We start from the raw sequence: 18,720 nt of genomic DNA, 5'->3' as shown, positions 1-18,720 counted from the left end.
CAAAAAAAATGCCACGCAGCGCGTGGCATGATCATTCTAAGCAGCGCGACTGCTTACTTGAACATCAAGCGTACGGAATCCCAAGCGCGGCCGAAAATACTGGCTTGCTCAACTTGCTCCAAAGCAAATACAGGAAATTCAGCGGCAACTTTGCCATCCAGCATCATCTTCATCGTCCCGACTTTACTGTTTTTGGCTATCGGTGCAACCAGAGGATCTTTGCGCTCCAAGCTAGGTTTCAGTTTGGCCGCAGCGCCTTTGGGCAAGGTCACGTACAGATCGCGATCGAAGCCGATCTTGACTTGGGCTTGTGCACCTTTCCATACCTGTGGTGATTCCAGCGCTTGACCCTTGGCATAGAGCTTGATGGTGTCAAAATTCAGAAAGCCCCAGTTGAGCAATTTCAAACTTTCTTGGGCGCGAATCTGATCGCTGTCGGCACCGGTGACGATGGAAATCAAGCGCCGTTGGCCGCTGCCATTCGGACGATTCGCCGAAGAAATCAAGCAATACTTAGCCGTCTCGGTATGACCGGTTTTCATGCCGTCGACGGTTGGATCCAGCCACAGCAGCCGATTGCGATTAGGTTGGGTGATTTTGTTATAGGTGTAGCTCTTGGTGCTGTAATAGGTTTTGTAAAAATCAGGGAAATCACTGATCAAACGGGAGGCCAAAGTTGCCAGATCGCGAGCGCTGACATAGTTTTCCGGGCTGGGCAAGCCATGTGGATTGGCGAAATGGCTGGCGCTCATGCCGAGTCGTTCGGCTTCGCGGTTCATCTGCACGACAAACGCTTCTTCACTACCGGCGACAGCTTCCGACAAGGCCACTGCGGCATCGTTGCCAGATTGGACGATCAAACCATAGAGCAATTCATTGATCGTTACCGGTTTATTCGGTTCGATGAACATCTTCGAGCTGCTGGCATCAACTTTCCACGCGCGCGTGGAAACATTGACGCTCTGTTCGAGCGCAAGTTTTTTTTCTTTAATAGCCGAAAATACCAGATACGCCGTCATGATCTTGGTCAGCGAAGCTGGTTCGATGCGCATATCCGGTTCTTGTGCGGCGATGACTTGGCTGCTGGTAGCGTCGAGCAATAACCAAGAGCGCGCGGCGATAGTGGGGGCCGGCAGGGTTTGAGCGAACGCAGCTGACATAGTCAGCAAGGACGCGGCGAGGGAAACGAAGAATTTTTTCATTGAGTCAGGCTTAAAAAAACAAAGAACAAAGAACAAAAAATAACATCAGACGTCAGCTTGGCAGAGGCAGCGTTCAGCCGACCAGCGCTGGCGAGGCGGGCCGCCACATACTGCTGACGATCTGTTTGATATGATGCAGGCGGCGATGGAAAAAATGGTCAGCCCCGGGAATTACCGTGACCGCAATATCTTGAGGCCGCAACCAATCGAGTACCGCCGCCAGCGGAATAGTCTCGTCGCACTCGCCGTGTATCAGTATGGTATGGGCCTCGATATCAGGCATGGCCCATTTGCCGGCGGCGGCACCGACCAGCACCAGCCGCTCGGCAGGCTGGCCTTGCTGCAGCAATTGTTGCTGCAGACAGGCTTGCACGAAGGTACCGAAAGAAAATCCGGCCAAGGCGACTGGCAGTTGCGGAAAACGTGCGCGCATGGCCGTCAGCAGCAGTGCCATATCGGCCGTTTCACCGAGGCCGGCATCATGCGTGCCTTCCGACTGGCCGACGCCACGGAAATTCATCCGCACCGCCGCATAGCCGAGACCGCAAAAGGTCCGCGCCAGCGTCTGCGCGACCTTGTTATCCATGGTGCCACCGTACAGAGGATGCGGATGCGCAACCAGTGCCAGTCCGCGCAGCGCCGCACCGGTTTCTGGATCGGGCAAGTCTAAGGCGCACTGCAATTGGCCGACTTGGCCGGCGATGAAGAAATGTTCGGTTTGCGCGTTCATGTGTTGGGCAACCTTAAACGTTCGACGATGCCGCCGCCGATCAGGTCGACATCGATGATTTCATCGATGTCGCTGTGATCGATGAAGGTGTACCAAGTGCCTTGTGGGTAGACCACCATCACCGGGCCTTGCTCGCAGCGGTCCAAACAAGCGGATTTATTGATGCGTATCTTGCCATGGCCATTCATGTCGAGTTCACGGATGCGCCGTTTTGCATGTTCTTGCGCACTCTGCGCACCGCGCTCATGGCAGCACGGCCGCCCATCGTCGCGTTGGTTCATACAGAAAAAGACATGCTTTTGAAAATACAGTGGTTCAGACATGAGGAAGATTCTTTCACCGGTACCTGACTCGTCGTCAGTCCAGGTACCTGCTTGGCAATGGTTGGGAAGCCTCTATGATACTGCAACTTTGATATCGGCTGCCTTTGGTTTCAGTAACAAAATCCATAAAGCCAAGAATGGCCATGACAAGGATAAGAACTGTGCTGCCCCATTAAAGTTCAAAAATTTTCCCTGTATCCAGGTTTGCATGGTGGCGGCGAAGTAAGGATTGTCTGGTACCAGATTGAGTACCACCAGCGAAATCGACAAGAGTAAGAAGGCCAGTCGCCGTTGCACGTGCAGTGGCGCAAAGGAAAAACCGTACAGCATGATCAGGCTGATCAGCAGCCCGCCACGTGCGCCTGGAGTGAGCCAGGCAAAGGCATAATCGGGGTTGAGCAGTAAGGCACTGGCCAGTGATTTGCCGGTCAGAGCGAACAGCAGCAAGAGTGCAGAGATGCGCAATTTCGGCGCGCGCGGCGTGAGCAGCGACAAGCTGAGCAAAATTGCCCCGCTGCAGCCGCAAGCGGTGATAAAGGTTTCCGCCAGCAGATAGGCATCGGCATTGAATTCCCAGCCATGCAAAATCAAGCTGCCGAGGTCGATGTCGAACTCGAAGATATCGCTCAAGTGTTGCGACAGAATAGGGAAAATCTGACCCAATCCGAACAGATAAGCTTGCGGATACAGTTGCGCCATCGGCCACAAGCCGAGCAACACCACTTCCCAGCTCGCTTCGCGATAGGTCCATTGCTTGCGTAATAATTGTAATCGACCTTTTTCCAGCACCAAGGGCGTCAGCAAGGCCGCACTGAGCGCGCCAAGCAAGCCGCCGCTGGCATTGGTGAGAAAATCGAGCAAGGAAGTCACCCGGCTCGGTAAAAAATATTGCACCAGCTCGGCACTGGCGGATACCACGACGGCACCGACGGCACCCAGCAGCACCGCTTGCCAGCCGACGCGGCGTGGATAGAGCGCAAAGACGATCAACATCCCGAAAGGTATATAGCCGACCACATTGATGCCGGCATCGAACAGGGTCCAGTAGCGTGGCCACTGACGAATGACAGCCGGCAGGGCTGACAGATTATTCGCTTGCCAACCGGTAAACGGATACCAGCTCGCATACAAGATCAAAATCAGATAGGCCAGCAAGCTGGCGCGGGCAAACGGCGAGCTGTGCCGCAATGGTGTCATTGGCGGCGTGTCGGGCTCACTCATGGATGGCTACTATCGGCTTGGCCTATCCATGCATTGAGTTCAGCAATGAAGTTATCGGCCGCAGTTTGCATGGCGTTGGCACCACCGCGGGCATCGGCTGTGGTGGTGGCGGCCGTGAGGGTAAAGCGCCGTTGTGCCAAGATGTTTTTTCCTTGCCGCAGGCTGGCGCGGACACTGATGTGCGCATGGCTTTGCTGTGGTGCGGTGAAAATCTGTGAAAATTCGTCCAATTCGAGTTGCAACACCCGGCCATCGATACCCGTACTGCTGCCGTTTTGCAGCTTCACGCGTTGCATCAGCAATTGTGCCGGCGGCATGGTCCAGCGTGCTTGTGCGTAGGCTTTCAGTTGGCGTGGGTCGTCATAGGCGAGGCGATACAGCATGGCATTGCTGTCGAGGGCAGCGCTGGTGAGGATCTCACTCATGGCTGGCATGGTGTGCCGTGCCGTGGCGCTGCTGACTTGCGCCGTTGGACCGAAATCGTATTGTTGCGGCACTGGTGAGACCGTGTTCACGCAAGCGCTGAGCAAGGCCAGCGCAGTCAGGCAGCCGGTCAGACGGAGGGAGCGAAGCAGTATCGACATGGGTGGGTTCCTTATTTCGGCGTGATAAAGCCGGCTTCGCCCGGACCTGGCATTGCTGCCGGTTTGCCGAACAAAATGCTTTGTGGACTATCGTTGAGGGTCTCGCTGGTGCGCTTGAGCGCACGCATGCTGGTACCGGCTTCAGTGCTCAGTGTTTGCAGGCGTGGCAGGGTATCGAGCAAGACGCTGTCACTGAGCGCATCGAGGCTATGACTCAAGCGGGCGATCGGGCCGTCGCGTGATTGTAAGTCACTGCTGAGTTGGTTCATGTTGCGGGTAAATTGGCGCGCATCGGCCGATAGGGCTGAGACGGCATTGAGGGTGGTTTCAGTTTGAGCGATCAGGTTTGGCAGTTTGTTGAGCGCCGGCGTTAATTTCGCCGGCACGGCCTGCCACGCCTGCGCTACGTCGTTGATACTGCTTACGGTATGCACCAAAGACTGGGCGTTGGCTGGATCGAGCAGGGAATTCATCCGTTTGGTTAATTCTTCAGTCTGGCTCAGTATTGCCAAGCCGCGCTGCTCTATCGTTTGCAAGGTACTGGCGTGCAGCGGAATGCGCGGCAGGGTAGTGCCGCTTTGCGTAGCCAATAAGGGTTGCGCCGATGATTGATCATCATCGAGCTGAACAAAGGCAATCCCGGTCACGCCTTGGTAAGCCAAGGTCGCGTAGGTCGACGCCGTAATCGGGGTGGTCGGAATCACTTCCAGGCGCATCACAATCTGGCCGTTAACCGTGGTATCGAAATCGATATCGGTAACGCTGCCGACCTTGAGCCCCTTGTAGCGCACCGCAGCTTGCAAGTTCAGGCCGGAGACCGCGCTTTGGGTGACGATCTCATAGGGGATACGTTGAATTTTATCGCGTCCTAGCCAAATAGCGAGCAAACTCGCAATGATCAGTAAGGCAATTGTGAAGAAGCCGGCAATAAGGGCATGCGAACGGTTTTCCATGGGACTCCTAGGGTGAAGCAGATTGCATGACTTCCATTGCGCGCCGCCCGCGGCCGCCGAGGAAGAAACTATGTATGAACGGATGTTCGTAACGCACCACCTCAGCCGGCGTGCCTATCACGATGACTTTTTTTTCTGCTAACACCGCGATGCGGGTCGAGAGGGCGAACAAACTATCCAAATCATGGGTGACCATGACGACGGTCAATCCCAATTGTTGATGTAGCGATAGTATCAGTTCGACAAAACTATCGGAGCGGTCTGGGTCGAGTCCGGCCGTTGGTTCGTCGAGAAACAGTAATTCCGGGTCGAGCGCCAGCGCGCGCGCCAAAGCGATGCGTTTAATCATGCCGCCGGACAAGTCGGATGGCATTTTACGTGCGTGCTCGAAACCAATATTTACCATTTGCAGCTTCAGATACACCAAATCGGTAATGAGTTCCTCAGACAAACGACCGATTTCACGCATGGGCTGGGCAACATTGTCAAAAACACTGAAGGCTGAGTAGAGGGCGCCTTGCTGAAACAACATGCCGGAACGCTGGCGCAGATACGCCAGATGGCGCTGATCTTGCGAGTGAATATCTTCACCGAAGACGGCAATACGGCCGCGCCGTGGTCGTTCCAAGCCCAGCATTTGCCGGAGTAAGACGGTTTTTCCCGTGCCGGAACCGCCGACGATAGACAGAATTTCACCGCGCTGCACCGACAATTCTAAATTGTCATGTACCAGCGTGCGCCCGAATTGCGTGCGCAAGCCGCTGATCTCGATGATTGCTTCCTTGTTTGCTGAACTGTACATCAATACCCCAGCTTACTGAAAATAATGGCATAAACGGCATCGGCAATGATGACGACGGTAATGGCTACGACCACCGAATTGGTGGTGCCGCGGCCCAGGCTTTCGGTATTAGGCTCGATACGCAAACCGTAATGACATGACACTAACGCAATCAGCATGCCGAAGCTGGTGCCTTTCAGTAAGCCTATCCAATAATTAATCAAAGGCACCGCTTCCGGTAATTTGTAGAGAAAGAACGCCGGGGTCATGCCCAGCAGTGCTTGGGCCGAGATCATGCCGCCGGCGATGGCCATGATATCGGTCCAAATCACCAGCAAGGGCATGGCGATGGCCAGTGCCAAGACCTTGGGCATGATCAGTCGGAATCCATGTGGAATGCCCATCACGCTCATGGCATCGAGTTCTTCCGTTACGCGCATGACACCAAGCTGTGCCGTGATGGCTGAGCCGGAGCGTCCGGCCACTAAAATGGCTGCCAGCATAGGGCCAAGCTCTCGGATAATACTCATGCCGAGGATATTGACGATGTAGAGATCGCCACCAAAGGTGCGTAATTGCTGTGCCGATAAATACGACAACACGATGCCGATCAAGATGCCGACCAAGGCGGTGATGCCCAGGGCTTGTGCTCCCATACGATACAAATTGGCCGACAGTTCTTTCCATGGCCCGCGTAGCGGGTGGCGCGCGAAGCGCAGCAAGTCGAGCATTAATTGCCCGAGTAAGGCCGTGAAGCTTTGTATGTGTTCAAAGAACGCCAGCACCCGTGAACCTAGCAGCATGACGCCACTCAGGCGCGGCTTGGGTGGTGCCGGCACGGCGAGCTTGCCGACTTCTTCCAGACGCGCGAAAATCCCCTCGTGCGCTTGAAGTAACTGCAACTGCGCCGGACGCCGTTTGCCCCAGGCACGCCAGAGGGTGAGGGCACCGACATGGTCGAGTGCGCTGATGTCACGCAAGTCCCAGTGTAGTTTCGGTTGCTGTGCGAACGCCTGCAATTTGCCGCTCAAATCGTCAATGCGCTTGTCTTTCGCCAAGGCATGCACCAGCCAAGCACCACTGATCGTGACGGTGCTGTCGGCGTGCTCGCTTAGCTTCAAAGTAGGGAGAATATCGGTATGCATGCGCGCAGTGTAAGCGTTTCGAAATAAGCTTGCAATGGACTCCCGTAGCACATTTTTGCTTACTTTCTTTGCGGCAAAGGCTTTTTCTTGTCGATCACTTCACGGCAGTCGCCCTTGAAGTTTGCATTATCGTAATTAGTCCAGCCATAGCTGTCGACATAGCGGGTATGCACCTTGAACGCGGCGCTGACGAAGCTGCGGTCGAGTTGCTCGCCGGGATAACGGATGTCGGCCATATCGAGCAAACTGTGAAACACGTTTTCGGTCGACAAGCGCGCCTTCTGGTGCTTCTTGAGTTGTGCGACCTTGTCCGGGTATTGCTCGCGGTAGGCGTCCGAGTACCAGACCAAGGCGGGAATATGAAATTCAAACTGCGTGTTGTGGCCATGAAATGCCAGCTTGCAACTGCCATCGTACAAAGTCTGGCCATGATCGGAGACGTACAGCATCGAGGTGATTTCGGTACGCCCCTTCAATTGCTCGATGAAACTGGCCAATATCGCGTCGGTATAGAGTATCGAATTATCATAGCTGTTATTGAGGGCCGGTTTGTTATCGAGATCGGTGTAGGCCGGATTATCGATGCCGTACAGCGATGGTTGCCAGCGATCGAATTCGGCCGGATAGCGATGACTATAGTTCCAATGATTGCCTAGGGTATGCAGCACAATGAGCTTTTTCGGGCTGGCATCGGCCAGCGCACGTTGCAAAGGCGCTTGCAGTACAGAATCCAAACTGGAATTATTGGTAAAGCCGCCGAGATTGAGGAATTCTGTCACGTCGGCCTCTTTGGCAAATACCGACACCGGCGTGTCGAAGCTGCCGAAACTCATTTGGTTTGAGAGCCAGAAAGTCTTGAAGCCGGCTTCTTTGTAAGCGCTGAGGAAAGACTTCTCGGAAAATCCGGCTTGCAAACCCATCGTCGCCGGTTTGCGCGACACAATAATGGGAACCGACAAGCGGGTCGCCGATACGGCCGTGATCATATCGCGCAAGCTGATCAAATTACTCTCTTGCGCCAGCAGTGGGTTAGTCGGGCGGCGATAGCCGTTGAGGCTCCAGCGATCATAGCGCGACGACTCCCCGATTACCATCAGCACTGTCTGCGTAGCGGGGGCATCGGCCGCTTGGCTGGCCTGAAAGCGGAAGTTGCGGCTTTTTTCCGCCAACTTTTGCAAGTACTGACGCTCATTCCAAAAATCGACCACATGCATGGCCAAGCCGAACGGCCAACTGCTGCTCAACACGCTTTGCTCAACTGGCGGCATGGCCCAGGCCGGCAGCTTGCCGGGCCAGCGTAGCAAGCTCGCGCGCATACTTTCCGCGCGCGGATCGGATAAGGCCGTGCCGCTGGCTTGCCCGGCAACGCCGACACAATTACCGTAAGCGAAGCAACCACACAGCAGGGCTAAAATTGCCACCACCCAGGGGCGGCTAAGGTGACGCCAGCGCAGGCCAGGGTACTTATACGCAATCCTTAACAATCGCCACCACCAATAAATAATTGCGACCACTAAGCCGAGCAGGAGCCAGATCTTGGTGCCGAGAAACTCCAGCGCTTCCTTCGGGCTGGTTTCGGCAATCACGCCCAGATGATGGGTCGAGATGCCTTGCGAAAAATACAGGCGCAAGTAGACTTCCACTGGTATTGCCAGCATGGCTGGCAGCAACAGCCAGTGAAAGCGCTGCGGCCCTTGGCCGAGCGCCCACAGCAGCAACCAACTCAAGAGACCGAGACCAGCCAACTGCCATGGCTGATCCAAGGTTTGCCCTAGCGCCAGTGGTAAAAATGGCACGGTGGACATCAGGATGTAGCTCAGAATTAAAAACGTCGGGCCGCGCGGCGGCATGGATGGCAGGTTCATTGCTTAAGATCGGAAAAAAGGGTGCGCAAGGCTCGACAATATAAAGGATTTACTCGTGGAGCAGGGGCGGGGCGCTGCTTTTGTCTGGCTGGCGCACGCAAAACAGGGAGCGAGGCTGGCTTTTTTGCATAAATTCACTATCCTGTAACAGCGCTTGCCTGGTCTTCCGACTGGTGTCTTGACAATAAAAGCGTTGACAGTCATTGCCAATGGCGCATAAAATTGCGAGTTCTCGATTTTGGATTCATTGTATTTGGCCCTGTGTGTTATCTGGCAGGAGCAAGCGGCGTCGTCAGTGCCACGTAATTCGGCATGATGCGGTGCTCAAGCTGTACCAAAGTAAGTCAAAATCGGGCTCGTCTGGAAAACTTGATTGCATCAAGCAGACGTAAAAAATGATTTTAGCTCCCGGGCAACCGTTTCCGGGTTTGTGTTTAACGTTGTATTTTGTTGGATTAAAAACGATGCCAACCATCAATCAACTGATTCGCCAACCACGTGTTTCAGCACGTGTAAAGAGCAAATCGCCGGCGCTGGAAAACAGCCCGCAGAAACGTGGCGTTTGCACCCGCGTTTACACGACAACTCCAAAAAAGCCTAACTCGGCTTTGCGTAAAGTTGCCAAAGTACGTTTGACCAATGGTTTCGAAGTCATTTCGTATATCGGCGGTGAAGGCCATAACTTGCAAGAACATAGCGTGGTACTGCTGCGCGGTGGTCGTGTAAAAGATTTGCCGGGTGTACGTTACCATATGGTTCGCGGTGCTTTGGATACTCAAGGCGTCAAAGACCGTAAGCAATCTCGTTCGAAATATGGTACTAAACGCGCTAAGGCCGTTAAGAAGTAATAATCTCGTAACTTAATCTCCGTAAGCTATTACGGATCAGTGTCGGTTCGGATTGAGCCGAGTAAGTGACTGACTATGATGGTGAGTCGCGAGTGCCGGTAAGTTGTTATCTGGTACTCAACTGAAGATTGAAAGGAATTGAAATGCCACGTCGTCGTGAGGTCCCGAAACGGGACGTATTGCCGGATCCAAAATTCGGTAATGTAGAAGTAGCAAAATTTGTCAACGTATTGATGTTGTCCGGCAAGAAGTCTGTTGCTGAAGGCATAATCTACGGTGCGTTCGATCACATCCAGCAAAAATCTGGTAAAGATCCTTTGGAAGTGTTTGCTCTGGCAATCGGTAATGCCAAGCCACTGGTTGAAGTTAAATCGCGTCGCGTCGGCGGTGCCAACTACCAGGTGCCTGTTGAAGTGCGTCCGGTACGTCGTTTGGCTTTGTCTATGCGTTGGTTGCGTGAAGCAGCGAACAAGCGCAGCGAAAAATCCATGCCACAACGTTTGGGCGGCGAATTGCTCGAAGCGTCTGAAGGCCGTGGCGGTGCGATGAAGAAACGTGATGAAGTCCATCGTATGGCTGAAGCCAACAAGGCCTTCTCTCACTTCCGCTTCTAAGAGTAAGAGAACGGTGTCCTTGTATGATTTTCATGCAAAGGCATTGGCAAGTATTTTGAATCAGGCCGGGCGCGATTTTCACGAAAAATTGCGCTCGGTTTTGTCCATTAAAAGATTTAGGATTATCTATGGCCCGTAAGACCCCCATTGAGCGCTACCGCAATATCGGTATCTCGGCTCACATTGATGCTGGTAAAACAACGACAACTGAACGCGTTCTGTTCTACACCGGTGTCAACCACAAAATCGGTGAAGTGCATGATGGCGCCGCCACCATGGATTGGATGGAGCAAGAGCAGGAACGCGGCATTACCATTACTTCCGCGGCGACGACATGCTTCTGGAAGGGCATGGCGAACAATTTCCCTGAGCATCATATCAACATCATTGATACCCCAGGTCACGTCGATTTCACGATCGAAGTAGAACGCTCGATGCGCGTGCTCGATGGTGCTTGCATGGTTTACTGTGCAGTCGGCGGCGTTCAGCCACAGTCTGAAACAGTATGGCGTCAAGCTAACAAGTACAAAGTCCCACGTTTGGCGTTCGTCAATAAAATGGACCGTACCGGTGCGAACTTCTTCAAAGTCTACGAGCAAATGCGTTCACGCCTGAAGGCTAATCCGATTTTGATTCAAATTCCTATCGGCGCGGAAGAAAACTTCCTCGGCGTAGTCGATCTGGTCAAAATGAAAGCTATTTTCTGGGATGAAGCATCGCAAGGTATGAAATTCGATTACCGCGATATCCCTGAAGAATTGCAAGCGCAAGCAGCTGAGTGGCGTGAAAAGATGGTTGAAGCCGCTGCTGAGTACACTGAAGAACTGATGAACAAATACCTCGATGAAGGTGATTTGACTGAGGAAGAAATCAAAGGTGCTTTGCGCGCGCGTACTATCGCGGCTGAAATCGTTCCGATGATGTGCGGCACTGCGTTCAAAAACAAGGGCGTACAAGCCATGTTGGATGCGGTCATTGAATACCTGCCATCGCCAGTCGATATTCCGCCTGTCACCGGTTTGGATGAATACGAAGAGCCAACTTCGCGTAAAGCGGAAGATACAGAGAAATTCTCTGCCTTGGCATTCAAAATCATGACTGATCCATTCGTTGGTCAATTGATTTTCTTCCGCGTCTATTCGGGTATGGTCAAGTCGGGCGATACCGTCTACAACCCGAACAAGAACAAGAAAGAACGTCTCGGCCGTATTCTGCAAATGCATGCTAACCAACGTGAAGAAATCAAAGAAGTTCACGCTGGCGACATCGCCGCTGCAGTTGGTTTGAAAGATGCGACGACCGGCGAAACCTTGTGCGATCCAGCAGCAATCATCACGCTCGAACGCATGATTTTCCCAGAACCGGTTATTTCTCAGGCAGTTGAGCCTAAGACTAAGGCCGATCAGGAAAGAATGGGTCTGGCATTGAATCGTTTGGCACAGGAAGATCCTTCGTTCCGCGTGAAAACGGATGAAGAATCGGGTCAAACCATCATCGGTGGTATGGGCGAGTTGCATCTGGAAATTATCGTCGATCGTATGAAGCGTGAATTCAACGTTGAAGCGACTGTTGGTAAGCCACAAGTTGCTTACCGCGAAACTATTCGCAAAACTTGCGAAGAAATCGAAGGTAAATTCGTTAAGCAATCCGGTGGTCGTGGTCAGTACGGTCACGTGGTTCTGAAAATCGAACCGCAAGAACCAGGTAAAGGTTTTGAATTCGTCGACGCCATCAAAGGCGGTACCGTTCCACGCGAATACATTCCTGCGGTAGAAAAAGGCGTGATCGAAACATTGACTTCGGGCGTATTGGCCGGTTATCCAGTTGTTGACGTTAAAGTCACTCTGTTCTTCGGTTCATACCATGACGTCGATTCGAATGAAAACGCGTTCCGCATGGCTGCATCGATGGCATTTAAAGATGGCTGCCGTAAAGCAAGTCCGGTCATCCTCGAGCCAATGATGGCGGTGGAAGTGGAAACGCCGGAAGATTACGCTGGTACGGTCATGGGCGATTTGTCTTCACGTCGCGGTATGGTTCAGGGTATGGACGAGATTCCTGGTGGCGGCGGTAAGATCATCAAAGCCGAAGTGCCATTGTCTGAAATGTTCGGTTATTCGACTTCCCTGCGTTCCGCAACGCAAGGTCGTGCGACTTACTCGATGGAATTCAAGCACTACGCTGAAGCACCGAAAAACGTCATCGACGCCATCGTCACTGCAAAATCCAAGTAATAGATCAGCGACCTGCTCCTTGCCGGAGCGGGTCGCCCTTGTTAAAAATCGTTCTTTTTGAAGGAAGAATAAAATGGCAAAAGGTAAGTTCGAACGCACCAAGCCGCACGTCAACGTCGGCACAATTGGTCACGTTGATCACGGTAAAACTACACTGACAGCAGCGATTGCCACCGTCTTGTCGAAAAAATTCGGCGGCGAAGCAAAAGCCTACGACCAGATCGATGCAGCACCGGAAGAAAAAGCACGCGGTATTACGATCAATACTGCTCACGTCGAATACGAAACAGCTGCGCGTCACTATGCGCACGTTGATTGCCCAGGCCATGCCGATTATGTTAAAAACATGATCACCGGCGCGGCACAGATGGATGGCGCGATCTTGGTTTGTTCGGCAGCAGATGGTCCTATGCCACAAACACGCGAACACATCTTGTTGGCTCGTCAAGTTGGCGTTCCATACATCATCGTATTCCTGAACAAATGCGACATGGTTGATGATGCAGAATTGCTCGAATTGGTAGAGATGGAAGTGCGCGAGTTACTGGTGAAGTATGACTTCCCAGGCGACGACGTGCCTATCATCCAAGGTTCGGCTAAATTGGCACTCGAAGGCGACACGGGCCCATTGGGCGAAGAAGCCATCATGAAATTGGCGAATGCACTCGATACTTACATCCCTACACCGGAACGTGCCATCGACGGCGCTTTCTTGTTGCCAGTGGAAGATGTATTCTCGATCTCCGGTCGCGGTACAGTGGTAACCGGTCGTATCGAACGCGGTATCGTTAAAGTCGGCGAAGAAATCGAAATCATCGGTATCAAAGACACAGTCAAGACAACTTGTACTGGCGTTGAAATGTTCCGTAAATTGCTCGACCAAGGTCAAGCTGGCGATAACGTCGGTGTTCTGTTGCGCGGTACTAAGCGTGAAGATATCCAACGTGGTCAAGTGTTGGCAAAACCAGGTTCGATCAAACCGCATGCACATTTCACAGGCGAGATCTATGTCCTGTCGAAAGATGAAGGCGGCCGTCATACACCATTCTTCAACAACTATCGTCCACAGTTCTACTTCCGTACTACGGACGTCACTGGTTCGATCGAGTTGCCAGCGGATAAAGAAATGGTTATGCCAGGCGACAACGTGTCGATCACAGTAAAATTGATCAACCCGATTGCGATGGAAGAAGGCTTGCGCTTCGCTATCCGTGAAGGTGGCCGTACTGTTGGTGCTGGCGTCGTTGCAAAAATCATCGAGTAATTTGTAATTCTGTAGTACACTAGTCGGCTGTCGCATTTTAGGATGCGGCAGCCGCTTTTTTTTATTCGCTCTTTATAAAATTGCCACGCTCTGTTGAGTCGGTGGCGCGTTCTTTACAGGAAATACCATGTCTGCAAATCAAAAAATCCGCATCCGTCTGAAAGCATTCGATTACAAATTGATCGATCAATCAGCTCTGGAAATCGTCGAAACTGCCAAGCGCACTGGCGCCGTTGTCAAAGGTCCGGTTCCTTTGCCTACACGTATACAGCGTTTTGACGTATTGCGTTCCCCGCACGTGAACAAAACTTCGCGTGATCAGTTCGAAATCCGTACTCACCAGCGTTTGATGGACATCGTTGATCCTACCGACAAAACTGTCGATGCATTGATGAAGCTTGACCTGCCAGCTGGCGTGGACGTCGAAATCAAACTGCAATAATTTATTCCTGCTCCGTTTGGGGAATTAATAAAATCCGACATACCACAATTTGCCGGATTTTGAAATAATTTAGCTTGTAAGTAAAAAATTTGCGAGCTATAATCGAAGGCTTAGATGAAGGTCGGCATTGTCTGACCTATTCGTTTAAGTTTTTTAAACATCAGCCTCACCCAATCGTAGGTGAGAATGGAGAAAATAATGAGCTTGGGCCTAGTTGGTCGCAAGGTTGGTATGATGCGCATCTTTACAGATGACGGGGATTCGATTCCAGTCACTGTGCTGGACGTGTCCAACAACCGCGTGACGCAAGTCAAAACTCCTGAAACAGACGGTTACTCCGCTGTTCAGGTTACTTACGGTCAGCGCCGTGCATCCCGCGTAACAAAAGCGGCTGCCGGTCACCTTGCAAAAGCAGGTGTTGAAGCTGGTACCGTTCTGAAAGAATTCCGCATTGGTACAGAGCAAGCTTCAGAATTGAAAGCTGGCGATGTCATCCCTGTCGGTATGTTTGAAGTTGGTCAAAAAGTTGACGTGCAAGGTGTCACGATTGGTAAAGGCTATGCCGGTACCATCAAGCGCCATCACTTCGCTTCCGGTCGTGCTTCTCACGGTAACTCCCGTTCGCATAATGTCCCAGGTTCCATCGGTATGGCACAAGATCCAGGTCGCGTTTTCCCTGGTAAGCGCATGACCGGTCACCTTGGTGATGCAACACGTACTGTGCAAAATCTGGAAATCGCTCGCGTCGATGCAGAGCGTCAGTTATTGCTCGTTAAGGGTGCTGTGCCAGGTGCAAAAAATGGTCGGGTGGTTGTTTCGCCTGCTGTTAAAGTCAAAGTTAAGAAGGGGGCCTGATCCATGGAACTGAAGCTCCTAAACGAACAAGGTCAACCGGCATCGAATGTTGCTGCTGCTGACACTATCTTTGGTCGTGATTACAACGAAGCCTTGATTCATCAAGTTGTCGTTGCATTCCAAGCCAATGCTCGTAGCGGTAACCGCAAACAAAAAGATCGTGAAGAAGTTCATCACACAACCAAGAAGCCTTGGCGTCAAAAAGGTACTGGTCGTGCACGTGCCGGTATGTCTTCCTCGCCTTTGTGGCGCGGCGGCGGTCGTATATTCCCGAACTCGCCGGACGAAAACTTCTCGCACAAAATCAACAAAAAGATGTATCGCGCAGGTATCTGCTCGATTCTGTCTCAGTTGGCTCGTGAAGGTCGTTTGTGTGTGGTTGATGACGTCACTGTTGACGCTCCTAAGACAAAATTATTGTCTGAAAAGCTCAAAACTATGGGTTGCCTCGATTCCGTTTTGATCATCACTGATGAATTCAACGAAAATCTGATGTTGGCAGCACGTAATCTGGCTAACGTTTTGGTTGTTGAACCACGTTATGCTGATCCGGTTTCTTTGGTGTTCTACAAGAAAGTGTTGATCACTAAGCCAGCACTGGCAAAGATCGAGGAGATGCTGGCATGAGCGCAGTAATCAAACATAGCGAAGAACGCCTGATGAAGGTGTTGCTGGCTCCTGTGATTTCTGAAAAGGCAACGATGGTTGCTGAGAAGAATGAACAAGTGGTTTTCCTGGTTATGCCAGATGCAACCAAGCCAGAAATCAAAGCCGCCGTCGAATTGCTCTTCAAGGTTCAAGTTGAATCTGTCCAAGTTGCAAATCGTCAAGGTAAACAGAAACGTACCGGTAAATTTAATGGCCGCCGCAATCATACAAGACGCGCTTTTGTATGCTTGAAGCCTGGTCAGGAAATTAACTTCACTGAGGGGGCATAAGCATGGCACTCGTTAAGATGAAGCCAACCTCACCAGGTCGTCGTGGTATGGTGAAAGTAGTGACAGAGGGCCTGCATAAAGGTCGTCCGTTCGCTGCACTGTTGGAAAAGAAATCAAAAACTGCTGGCCGTAATAACAACGGTCACATCACTACTCGTCACATCGGTGGTGGTCATAAGCAGCATTATCGTCTGGTTGACTTCAAACGCATCAAAGATGGTATTCCTGCAAAAGTAGAACGTATTGAATACGATCCTAACCGTACCGCACACATTGCATTGTTGTGCTACGCGGATGGTGAACGTGCTTATATCATCGCTCCTAAAGGTATGGCTGCCGGTGACCAGGTTATGAATGGTGCGCAAGCTCCGATCAAATCCGGTAACTGCTTGCCTATCCGTAACATCCCAGTCGGCACCACCATGCATTGCGTGGAAATGCTGCCAGGTAAAGGCGCGCAAATCGCCCGTACCGCCGGCGCTGGTGTGGTATTGATGGCGCGTGAAGGCACTTACGCTCAGGTTCGTCTGCGCTCCGGTGAAGTGCGTCGCATTCATGTTGAATGCCGCGCAACAATCGGTGAAGTGGGTAACGGCGAGCACAATCTGCGTAAGATTGGTAAAGCTGGTGCGATGCGTTGGCGTGGTGTTCGTCCTACCGTCCGCGGTGTGGTTATGAATCCGGTCGATCACCCGCACGGTGGTGGTGAAGGTAAAACCGCAGCAGGTCGTCATCCAGTTTCTCCATGGGGTCAACAGACCAAGGGCAAGAAGACACGTCGCAACAAGCGTACTACTTCCATGATCGTCTCACGCCGTGGCAAGAAATAAGGGATAAAACATGACACGTTCATTGAAAAAAGGGCCGTTCTGCGACGCCCATCTGGTGAAGAAAGTCGAAACTGCGCAAGCAATTAAAGACAAAAAGCCAATCAAGACTTGGTCCCGTCGTTCGACAATTATGCCGGACTTCATCGGTTTGACCATTGCGGTTCATAACGGTAAGCAACACGTACCAGTTTATGTTTCCGAAAACATGGTTGGTCACAAGCTCGGCGAATTCGCGCTGACCCGGACGTTCAAGGGTCACGCTGCCGATAAAAAGGCTAAGAAATAAGGACCGATGATGGAAACTAAAGCTAATCTTCGCGGTGTGCGTCTGTCTGAGCAAAAAGGTCGTCTCGTAGCTGACCTTATTCGCGGTAAAAAAGTAGATCAGGCATTGAATATCCTGGCTTTCAGCCCTAAAAAAGGTGCTGCAATCATTAAGAAAGTGTTGGAGTCTGCAATTGCAAACGCCGAGCACAACGATGGTGCAGATATCGATGAGCTGACAGTAAAGACTATCTATGTCGAAAAAGGTTCGATCTTGAAGCGCTTCACAGCACGCGCCAAGGGTCGTGGTGATCGTATCTCTAAACAATCCTGTCACATTTATGTGACTGTCGGTAACTAAGGAGTCACGATGGGACAGAAGATACATCCAACCGGTTTTCGTCTTGCGGTTACACGTAACTGGTCTTCACGTTGGTATGCTGGCAATGGTAACTTTGCCACTATGCTCAACGAAGATCTGAAGGTACGTGAATACCTGAAGAAAAAACTGAAAAACGCTTCGGTAGGTCGCGTCATCATTGAGCGCCCGGCGAAAAACGCACGTATTACTATTTACAGCTCCCGTCCGGGCGTTGTAATCGGTAAAAAAGGCGAAGATATTGAAGTATTGAAAGCTGACTTGTCGAAAATGATGGGCGTGCCAGTTCACGTCAACATCGAAGAAATTCGCAAGCCGGAAATCGATGCGCAATTGATCGCTGATTCGATCTCGCAACAGCTTGAAAAACGCATCATGTTCCGCCGCGCGATGAAACGTGCGATGCAGAATGCTATGCGTCTCGGTGCCCTCGGCATCAAGATCATGTCTGGCGGTCGTTTGAACGGTATTGAAATCGCTCGTAACGAGTGGTATCGCGAAGGCCGCGTGCCTCTGCATACCCTGCGCGCCGATATCGACTACGGTACCAGCGAAGCATCCACTACTTACGGCATCATTGGTGTCAAAGTATGGGTCTACAAAGGCGACCGTTTGCCGAATGGCGATGCTCCTGTCATTGAATCGACACCGGAAGACGACAAAAAACGTCGTGGTCCACGTCGTGATGATGGTAAGCCAAGCAGCCGTCCACGTGCTAAGCGTCCTGAAGGACAAACTACCCCTGGTGCAGCAGCGCCGGCAGTCAAGCGCGTACGCGCTGCAGCTCCCGCCGCCGCCCCAGCTGAGAAAGCAGGAGAATAATCATGCTGCAACCAGCACGCAGAAAATACCGCAAGGAGCAAAAAGGCCGTAACAAGGGGATCTCGCATTCCCGTGGTACAGCTGTCTCCTTCGGTGAGTTTGGCTTGAAAGCGGTTGGCCGTGGTCGTATCACAGCGCGTCAGATCGAAGCGGCGCGTCGTGCAATGACACGTCACATCAAGCGCGGTGGCCGTATCTGGATCCGCATTTTCCCGGACAAACCGATTTCGCAGAAACCAGCGGAAGTTCGTATGGGTAATGGTAAGGGTAATCCTGAGTACTACGTTGCCGAGATTCAACCAGGCAAAATGTTGTACGAAATGGATGGCGTCGATGAAACGTTGGCACGTGAAGCGTTCCGCTTGGCTGCCGCTAAATTGCCGTTACTGACCACATTCGTCGTCCGTCAAGTCGGCCAATAATAGG

Annotated in this window: 22 protein-coding genes; 13 read left to right on the top strand and 9 right to left on the bottom strand. The window is 52.0% G+C overall.

The annotated features are described in order from the left end of the window. Positions 1–53: 53 nt before the first annotated feature. The 9 genes from QN359_RS02780 to QN359_RS02740 all read right to left on the bottom strand — a co-directional run bounded on the left by QN359_RS02780 (position 54) and on the right by QN359_RS02740 (position 8,804). The gene (locus QN359_RS02780; protein ID WP_322249913.1) at positions 54–1,202 is read right to left on the bottom strand and encodes a D-alanyl-D-alanine carboxypeptidase family protein; all 1,149 of its coding nucleotides are present in this window, start codon (positions 1,200–1,202) and stop codon (positions 54–56) included. A gap of 73 nt (positions 1,203–1,275) precedes the next feature. Next, positions 1,276–1,932 (bottom strand): alpha/beta hydrolase, encoded by a 657-nt coding sequence (locus QN359_RS02775; protein WP_322249912.1) that lies wholly within the window; start codon positions 1,930–1,932, stop codon positions 1,276–1,278. After that, positions 1,929–2,255 carry a (2Fe-2S) ferredoxin domain-containing protein gene (locus QN359_RS02770; RefSeq protein WP_322249911.1) on the bottom strand — a complete coding sequence of 109 codons (327 nt, stop codon included), beginning with the start codon at positions 2,253–2,255 and terminating at the stop codon, positions 1,929–1,931. The genes QN359_RS02775 and QN359_RS02770 overlap by 4 nt, the downstream gene beginning before the upstream one ends. 72 nt (positions 2,256–2,327) lie before the next feature. Further along, a complete protein-coding gene (locus QN359_RS02765; RefSeq protein ID WP_322249910.1) occupies positions 2,328–3,476 on the bottom strand; it encodes a VanZ family protein in 1,149 nt (382 codons plus the stop codon). Next, positions 3,473–4,060 carry an ABC-type transport auxiliary lipoprotein family protein gene (locus tag QN359_RS02760; protein ID WP_322249909.1) on the bottom strand — a complete coding sequence of 196 codons (588 nt, stop codon included), beginning with the start codon at positions 4,058–4,060 and terminating at the stop codon, positions 3,473–3,475. Before QN359_RS02760 ends, QN359_RS02765 begins: the two co-directional genes overlap by 4 nt. An 11-nt stretch (positions 4,061–4,071) precedes the next feature. Then, complete coding sequence (locus tag QN359_RS02755) at positions 4,072–5,013, bottom strand: MlaD family protein (protein ID WP_322249908.1); 942 nt, start codon at positions 5,011–5,013, stop codon at positions 4,072–4,074. A 7-nt stretch (positions 5,014–5,020) separates the two neighbouring features. Beyond that, on the bottom strand, positions 5,021–5,815 hold the full coding sequence (locus QN359_RS02750; protein ID WP_322249907.1) for an ABC transporter ATP-binding protein: 795 nt from the start codon (positions 5,813–5,815) through the stop codon (positions 5,021–5,023). Continuing rightward, positions 5,815–6,939, bottom strand: coding sequence for an ABC transporter permease (locus QN359_RS02745; RefSeq protein ID WP_322249906.1), 1,125 nt, complete (start codon positions 6,937–6,939; stop codon positions 5,815–5,817). Before QN359_RS02745 ends, QN359_RS02750 begins: the two co-directional genes overlap by 1 nt. A 59-nt stretch (positions 6,940–6,998) precedes the next feature. Further along, on the bottom strand, positions 6,999–8,804 hold the full coding sequence (locus tag QN359_RS02740) for a phosphoethanolamine transferase (protein ID WP_322249905.1): 1,806 nt from the start codon (positions 8,802–8,804) through the stop codon (positions 6,999–7,001). Between the two features lie 464 nt (positions 8,805–9,268). On the opposite strand from QN359_RS02740, the gene rpsL reads away from it, so the two are divergent. From rpsL to rplP, 13 genes are all read left to right on the top strand, one after another. Further along, a complete protein-coding gene (gene rpsL, locus QN359_RS02735) occupies positions 9,269–9,652 on the top strand; it encodes a 30S ribosomal protein S12 (protein ID WP_322251035.1) in 384 nt (127 codons plus the stop codon). A 143-nt stretch (positions 9,653–9,795) separates the two neighbouring features. Then, complete coding sequence (rpsG, locus tag QN359_RS02730; RefSeq protein WP_322249904.1) at positions 9,796–10,266, top strand: 30S ribosomal protein S7; 471 nt, start codon at positions 9,796–9,798, stop codon at positions 10,264–10,266. Between the two features lie 128 nt (positions 10,267–10,394). Further along, positions 10,395–12,500 (top strand): elongation factor G, encoded by a 2,106-nt coding sequence (gene fusA / locus QN359_RS02725; protein ID WP_322249903.1) that lies wholly within the window; start codon positions 10,395–10,397, stop codon positions 12,498–12,500. Positions 12,501–12,573: 73 nt separating this feature from the next. Continuing rightward, complete coding sequence (gene tuf / locus QN359_RS02720) at positions 12,574–13,764, top strand: elongation factor Tu (protein ID WP_322249902.1); 1,191 nt, start codon at positions 12,574–12,576, stop codon at positions 13,762–13,764. Positions 13,765–13,891: 127 nt separating this feature from the next. Then, positions 13,892–14,206: a 30S ribosomal protein S10 gene (gene rpsJ, locus QN359_RS02715; RefSeq protein ID WP_183554295.1), complete on the top strand. Its 315-nt coding sequence runs from the start codon at positions 13,892–13,894 to the stop codon at positions 14,204–14,206. 198 nt (positions 14,207–14,404) lie between these two features. Continuing rightward, positions 14,405–15,061 carry a 50S ribosomal protein L3 gene (rplC, locus tag QN359_RS02710; RefSeq protein ID WP_322251034.1) on the top strand — a complete coding sequence of 219 codons (657 nt, stop codon included), beginning with the start codon at positions 14,405–14,407 and terminating at the stop codon, positions 15,059–15,061. Between the two features lie 3 nt (positions 15,062–15,064). Further along, positions 15,065–15,688, top strand: coding sequence for a 50S ribosomal protein L4 (gene rplD, locus QN359_RS02705; protein WP_322249901.1), 624 nt, complete (start codon positions 15,065–15,067; stop codon positions 15,686–15,688). After that, positions 15,685–15,999: a 50S ribosomal protein L23 gene (gene rplW / locus QN359_RS02700; protein WP_322249900.1), complete on the top strand. Its 315-nt coding sequence runs from the start codon at positions 15,685–15,687 to the stop codon at positions 15,997–15,999. The genes rplD and rplW overlap by 4 nt, the downstream gene beginning before the upstream one ends. Before the next feature lie 2 nt (positions 16,000–16,001). Then, on the top strand, positions 16,002–16,829 hold the full coding sequence (rplB, locus tag QN359_RS02695) for a 50S ribosomal protein L2 (RefSeq protein ID WP_322249899.1): 828 nt from the start codon (positions 16,002–16,004) through the stop codon (positions 16,827–16,829). A 10-nt stretch (positions 16,830–16,839) separates the two neighbouring features. Next, positions 16,840–17,115, top strand: a complete 276-nt coding sequence (gene rpsS / locus QN359_RS02690) for a 30S ribosomal protein S19 (protein WP_008113170.1) — start codon at positions 16,840–16,842, stop codon at positions 17,113–17,115. 6 nt (positions 17,116–17,121) lie between these two features. Beyond that, entirely contained in the window at positions 17,122–17,454 is a 333-nt protein-coding gene (gene rplV / locus QN359_RS02685) for a 50S ribosomal protein L22 (RefSeq protein ID WP_322249898.1), read from the top strand. 9 nt (positions 17,455–17,463) lie between these two features. Then, positions 17,464–18,294: a 30S ribosomal protein S3 gene (rpsC, locus tag QN359_RS02680; RefSeq protein WP_322249897.1), complete on the top strand. Its 831-nt coding sequence runs from the start codon at positions 17,464–17,466 to the stop codon at positions 18,292–18,294. Positions 18,295–18,296: 2 nt separating this feature from the next. Further along, positions 18,297–18,716: a 50S ribosomal protein L16 gene (rplP, locus tag QN359_RS02675; RefSeq protein ID WP_322249896.1), complete on the top strand. Its 420-nt coding sequence runs from the start codon at positions 18,297–18,299 to the stop codon at positions 18,714–18,716. Positions 18,717–18,720 lie beyond the last annotated feature (4 nt).

Origin of the sequence: Undibacterium sp. 5I2, assembly GCF_035019605.1 — a bacterium.
GTDB lineage: Bacteria > Pseudomonadota > Gammaproteobacteria > Burkholderiales > Burkholderiaceae_D > Undibacterium.
This window is presented reverse-complemented; position numbering and strand designations above follow the sequence as displayed.

Coding starts and splice junctions, on each gene's coding strand:
- rpsL (WP_322251035.1), top strand. CDS start 9,269: ATGCCAACCATCAATCAACTGATTCGCCAACCACGTGTTTCAGCACGT.
- QN359_RS02750 (WP_322249907.1), bottom strand. CDS start 5,815: ATGTACAGTTCAGCAAACAAGGAAGCAATCATCGAGATCAGCGGCTTG.
- tuf (WP_322249902.1), top strand. CDS start 12,574: ATGGCAAAAGGTAAGTTCGAACGCACCAAGCCGCACGTCAACGTCGGC.
- QN359_RS02780 (WP_322249913.1), bottom strand. CDS start 1,202: ATGAAAAAATTCTTCGTTTCCCTCGCCGCGTCCTTGCTGACTATGTCA.
- QN359_RS02740 (WP_322249905.1), bottom strand. CDS start 8,804: ATGAACCTGCCATCCATGCCGCCGCGCGGCCCGACGTTTTTAATTCTG.
- rpsS (WP_008113170.1), top strand. CDS start 16,840: ATGACACGTTCATTGAAAAAAGGGCCGTTCTGCGACGCCCATCTGGTG.
- rpsC (WP_322249897.1), top strand. CDS start 17,464: ATGGGACAGAAGATACATCCAACCGGTTTTCGTCTTGCGGTTACACGT.
- QN359_RS02745 (WP_322249906.1), bottom strand. CDS start 6,939: ATGCATACCGATATTCTCCCTACTTTGAAGCTAAGCGAGCACGCCGAC.
- rplD (WP_322249901.1), top strand. CDS start 15,065: ATGGAACTGAAGCTCCTAAACGAACAAGGTCAACCGGCATCGAATGTT.
- QN359_RS02755 (WP_322249908.1), bottom strand. CDS start 5,013: ATGGAAAACCGTTCGCATGCCCTTATTGCCGGCTTCTTCACAATTGCC.
- rplP (WP_322249896.1), top strand. CDS start 18,297: ATGCTGCAACCAGCACGCAGAAAATACCGCAAGGAGCAAAAAGGCCGT.
- rplW (WP_322249900.1), top strand. CDS start 15,685: ATGAGCGCAGTAATCAAACATAGCGAAGAACGCCTGATGAAGGTGTTG.
- rpsG (WP_322249904.1), top strand. CDS start 9,796: ATGCCACGTCGTCGTGAGGTCCCGAAACGGGACGTATTGCCGGATCCA.
- rplV (WP_322249898.1), top strand. CDS start 17,122: ATGATGGAAACTAAAGCTAATCTTCGCGGTGTGCGTCTGTCTGAGCAA.
- QN359_RS02760 (WP_322249909.1), bottom strand. CDS start 4,060: ATGTCGATACTGCTTCGCTCCCTCCGTCTGACCGGCTGCCTGACTGCG.
- QN359_RS02775 (WP_322249912.1), bottom strand. CDS start 1,932: ATGAACGCGCAAACCGAACATTTCTTCATCGCCGGCCAAGTCGGCCAA.
- rplB (WP_322249899.1), top strand. CDS start 16,002: ATGGCACTCGTTAAGATGAAGCCAACCTCACCAGGTCGTCGTGGTATG.
- QN359_RS02765 (WP_322249910.1), bottom strand. CDS start 3,476: ATGAGTGAGCCCGACACGCCGCCAATGACACCATTGCGGCACAGCTCG.
- QN359_RS02770 (WP_322249911.1), bottom strand. CDS start 2,255: ATGTCTGAACCACTGTATTTTCAAAAGCATGTCTTTTTCTGTATGAAC.
- rpsJ (WP_183554295.1), top strand. CDS start 13,892: ATGTCTGCAAATCAAAAAATCCGCATCCGTCTGAAAGCATTCGATTAC.
- fusA (WP_322249903.1), top strand. CDS start 10,395: ATGGCCCGTAAGACCCCCATTGAGCGCTACCGCAATATCGGTATCTCG.
- rplC (WP_322251034.1), top strand. CDS start 14,405: ATGAGCTTGGGCCTAGTTGGTCGCAAGGTTGGTATGATGCGCATCTTT.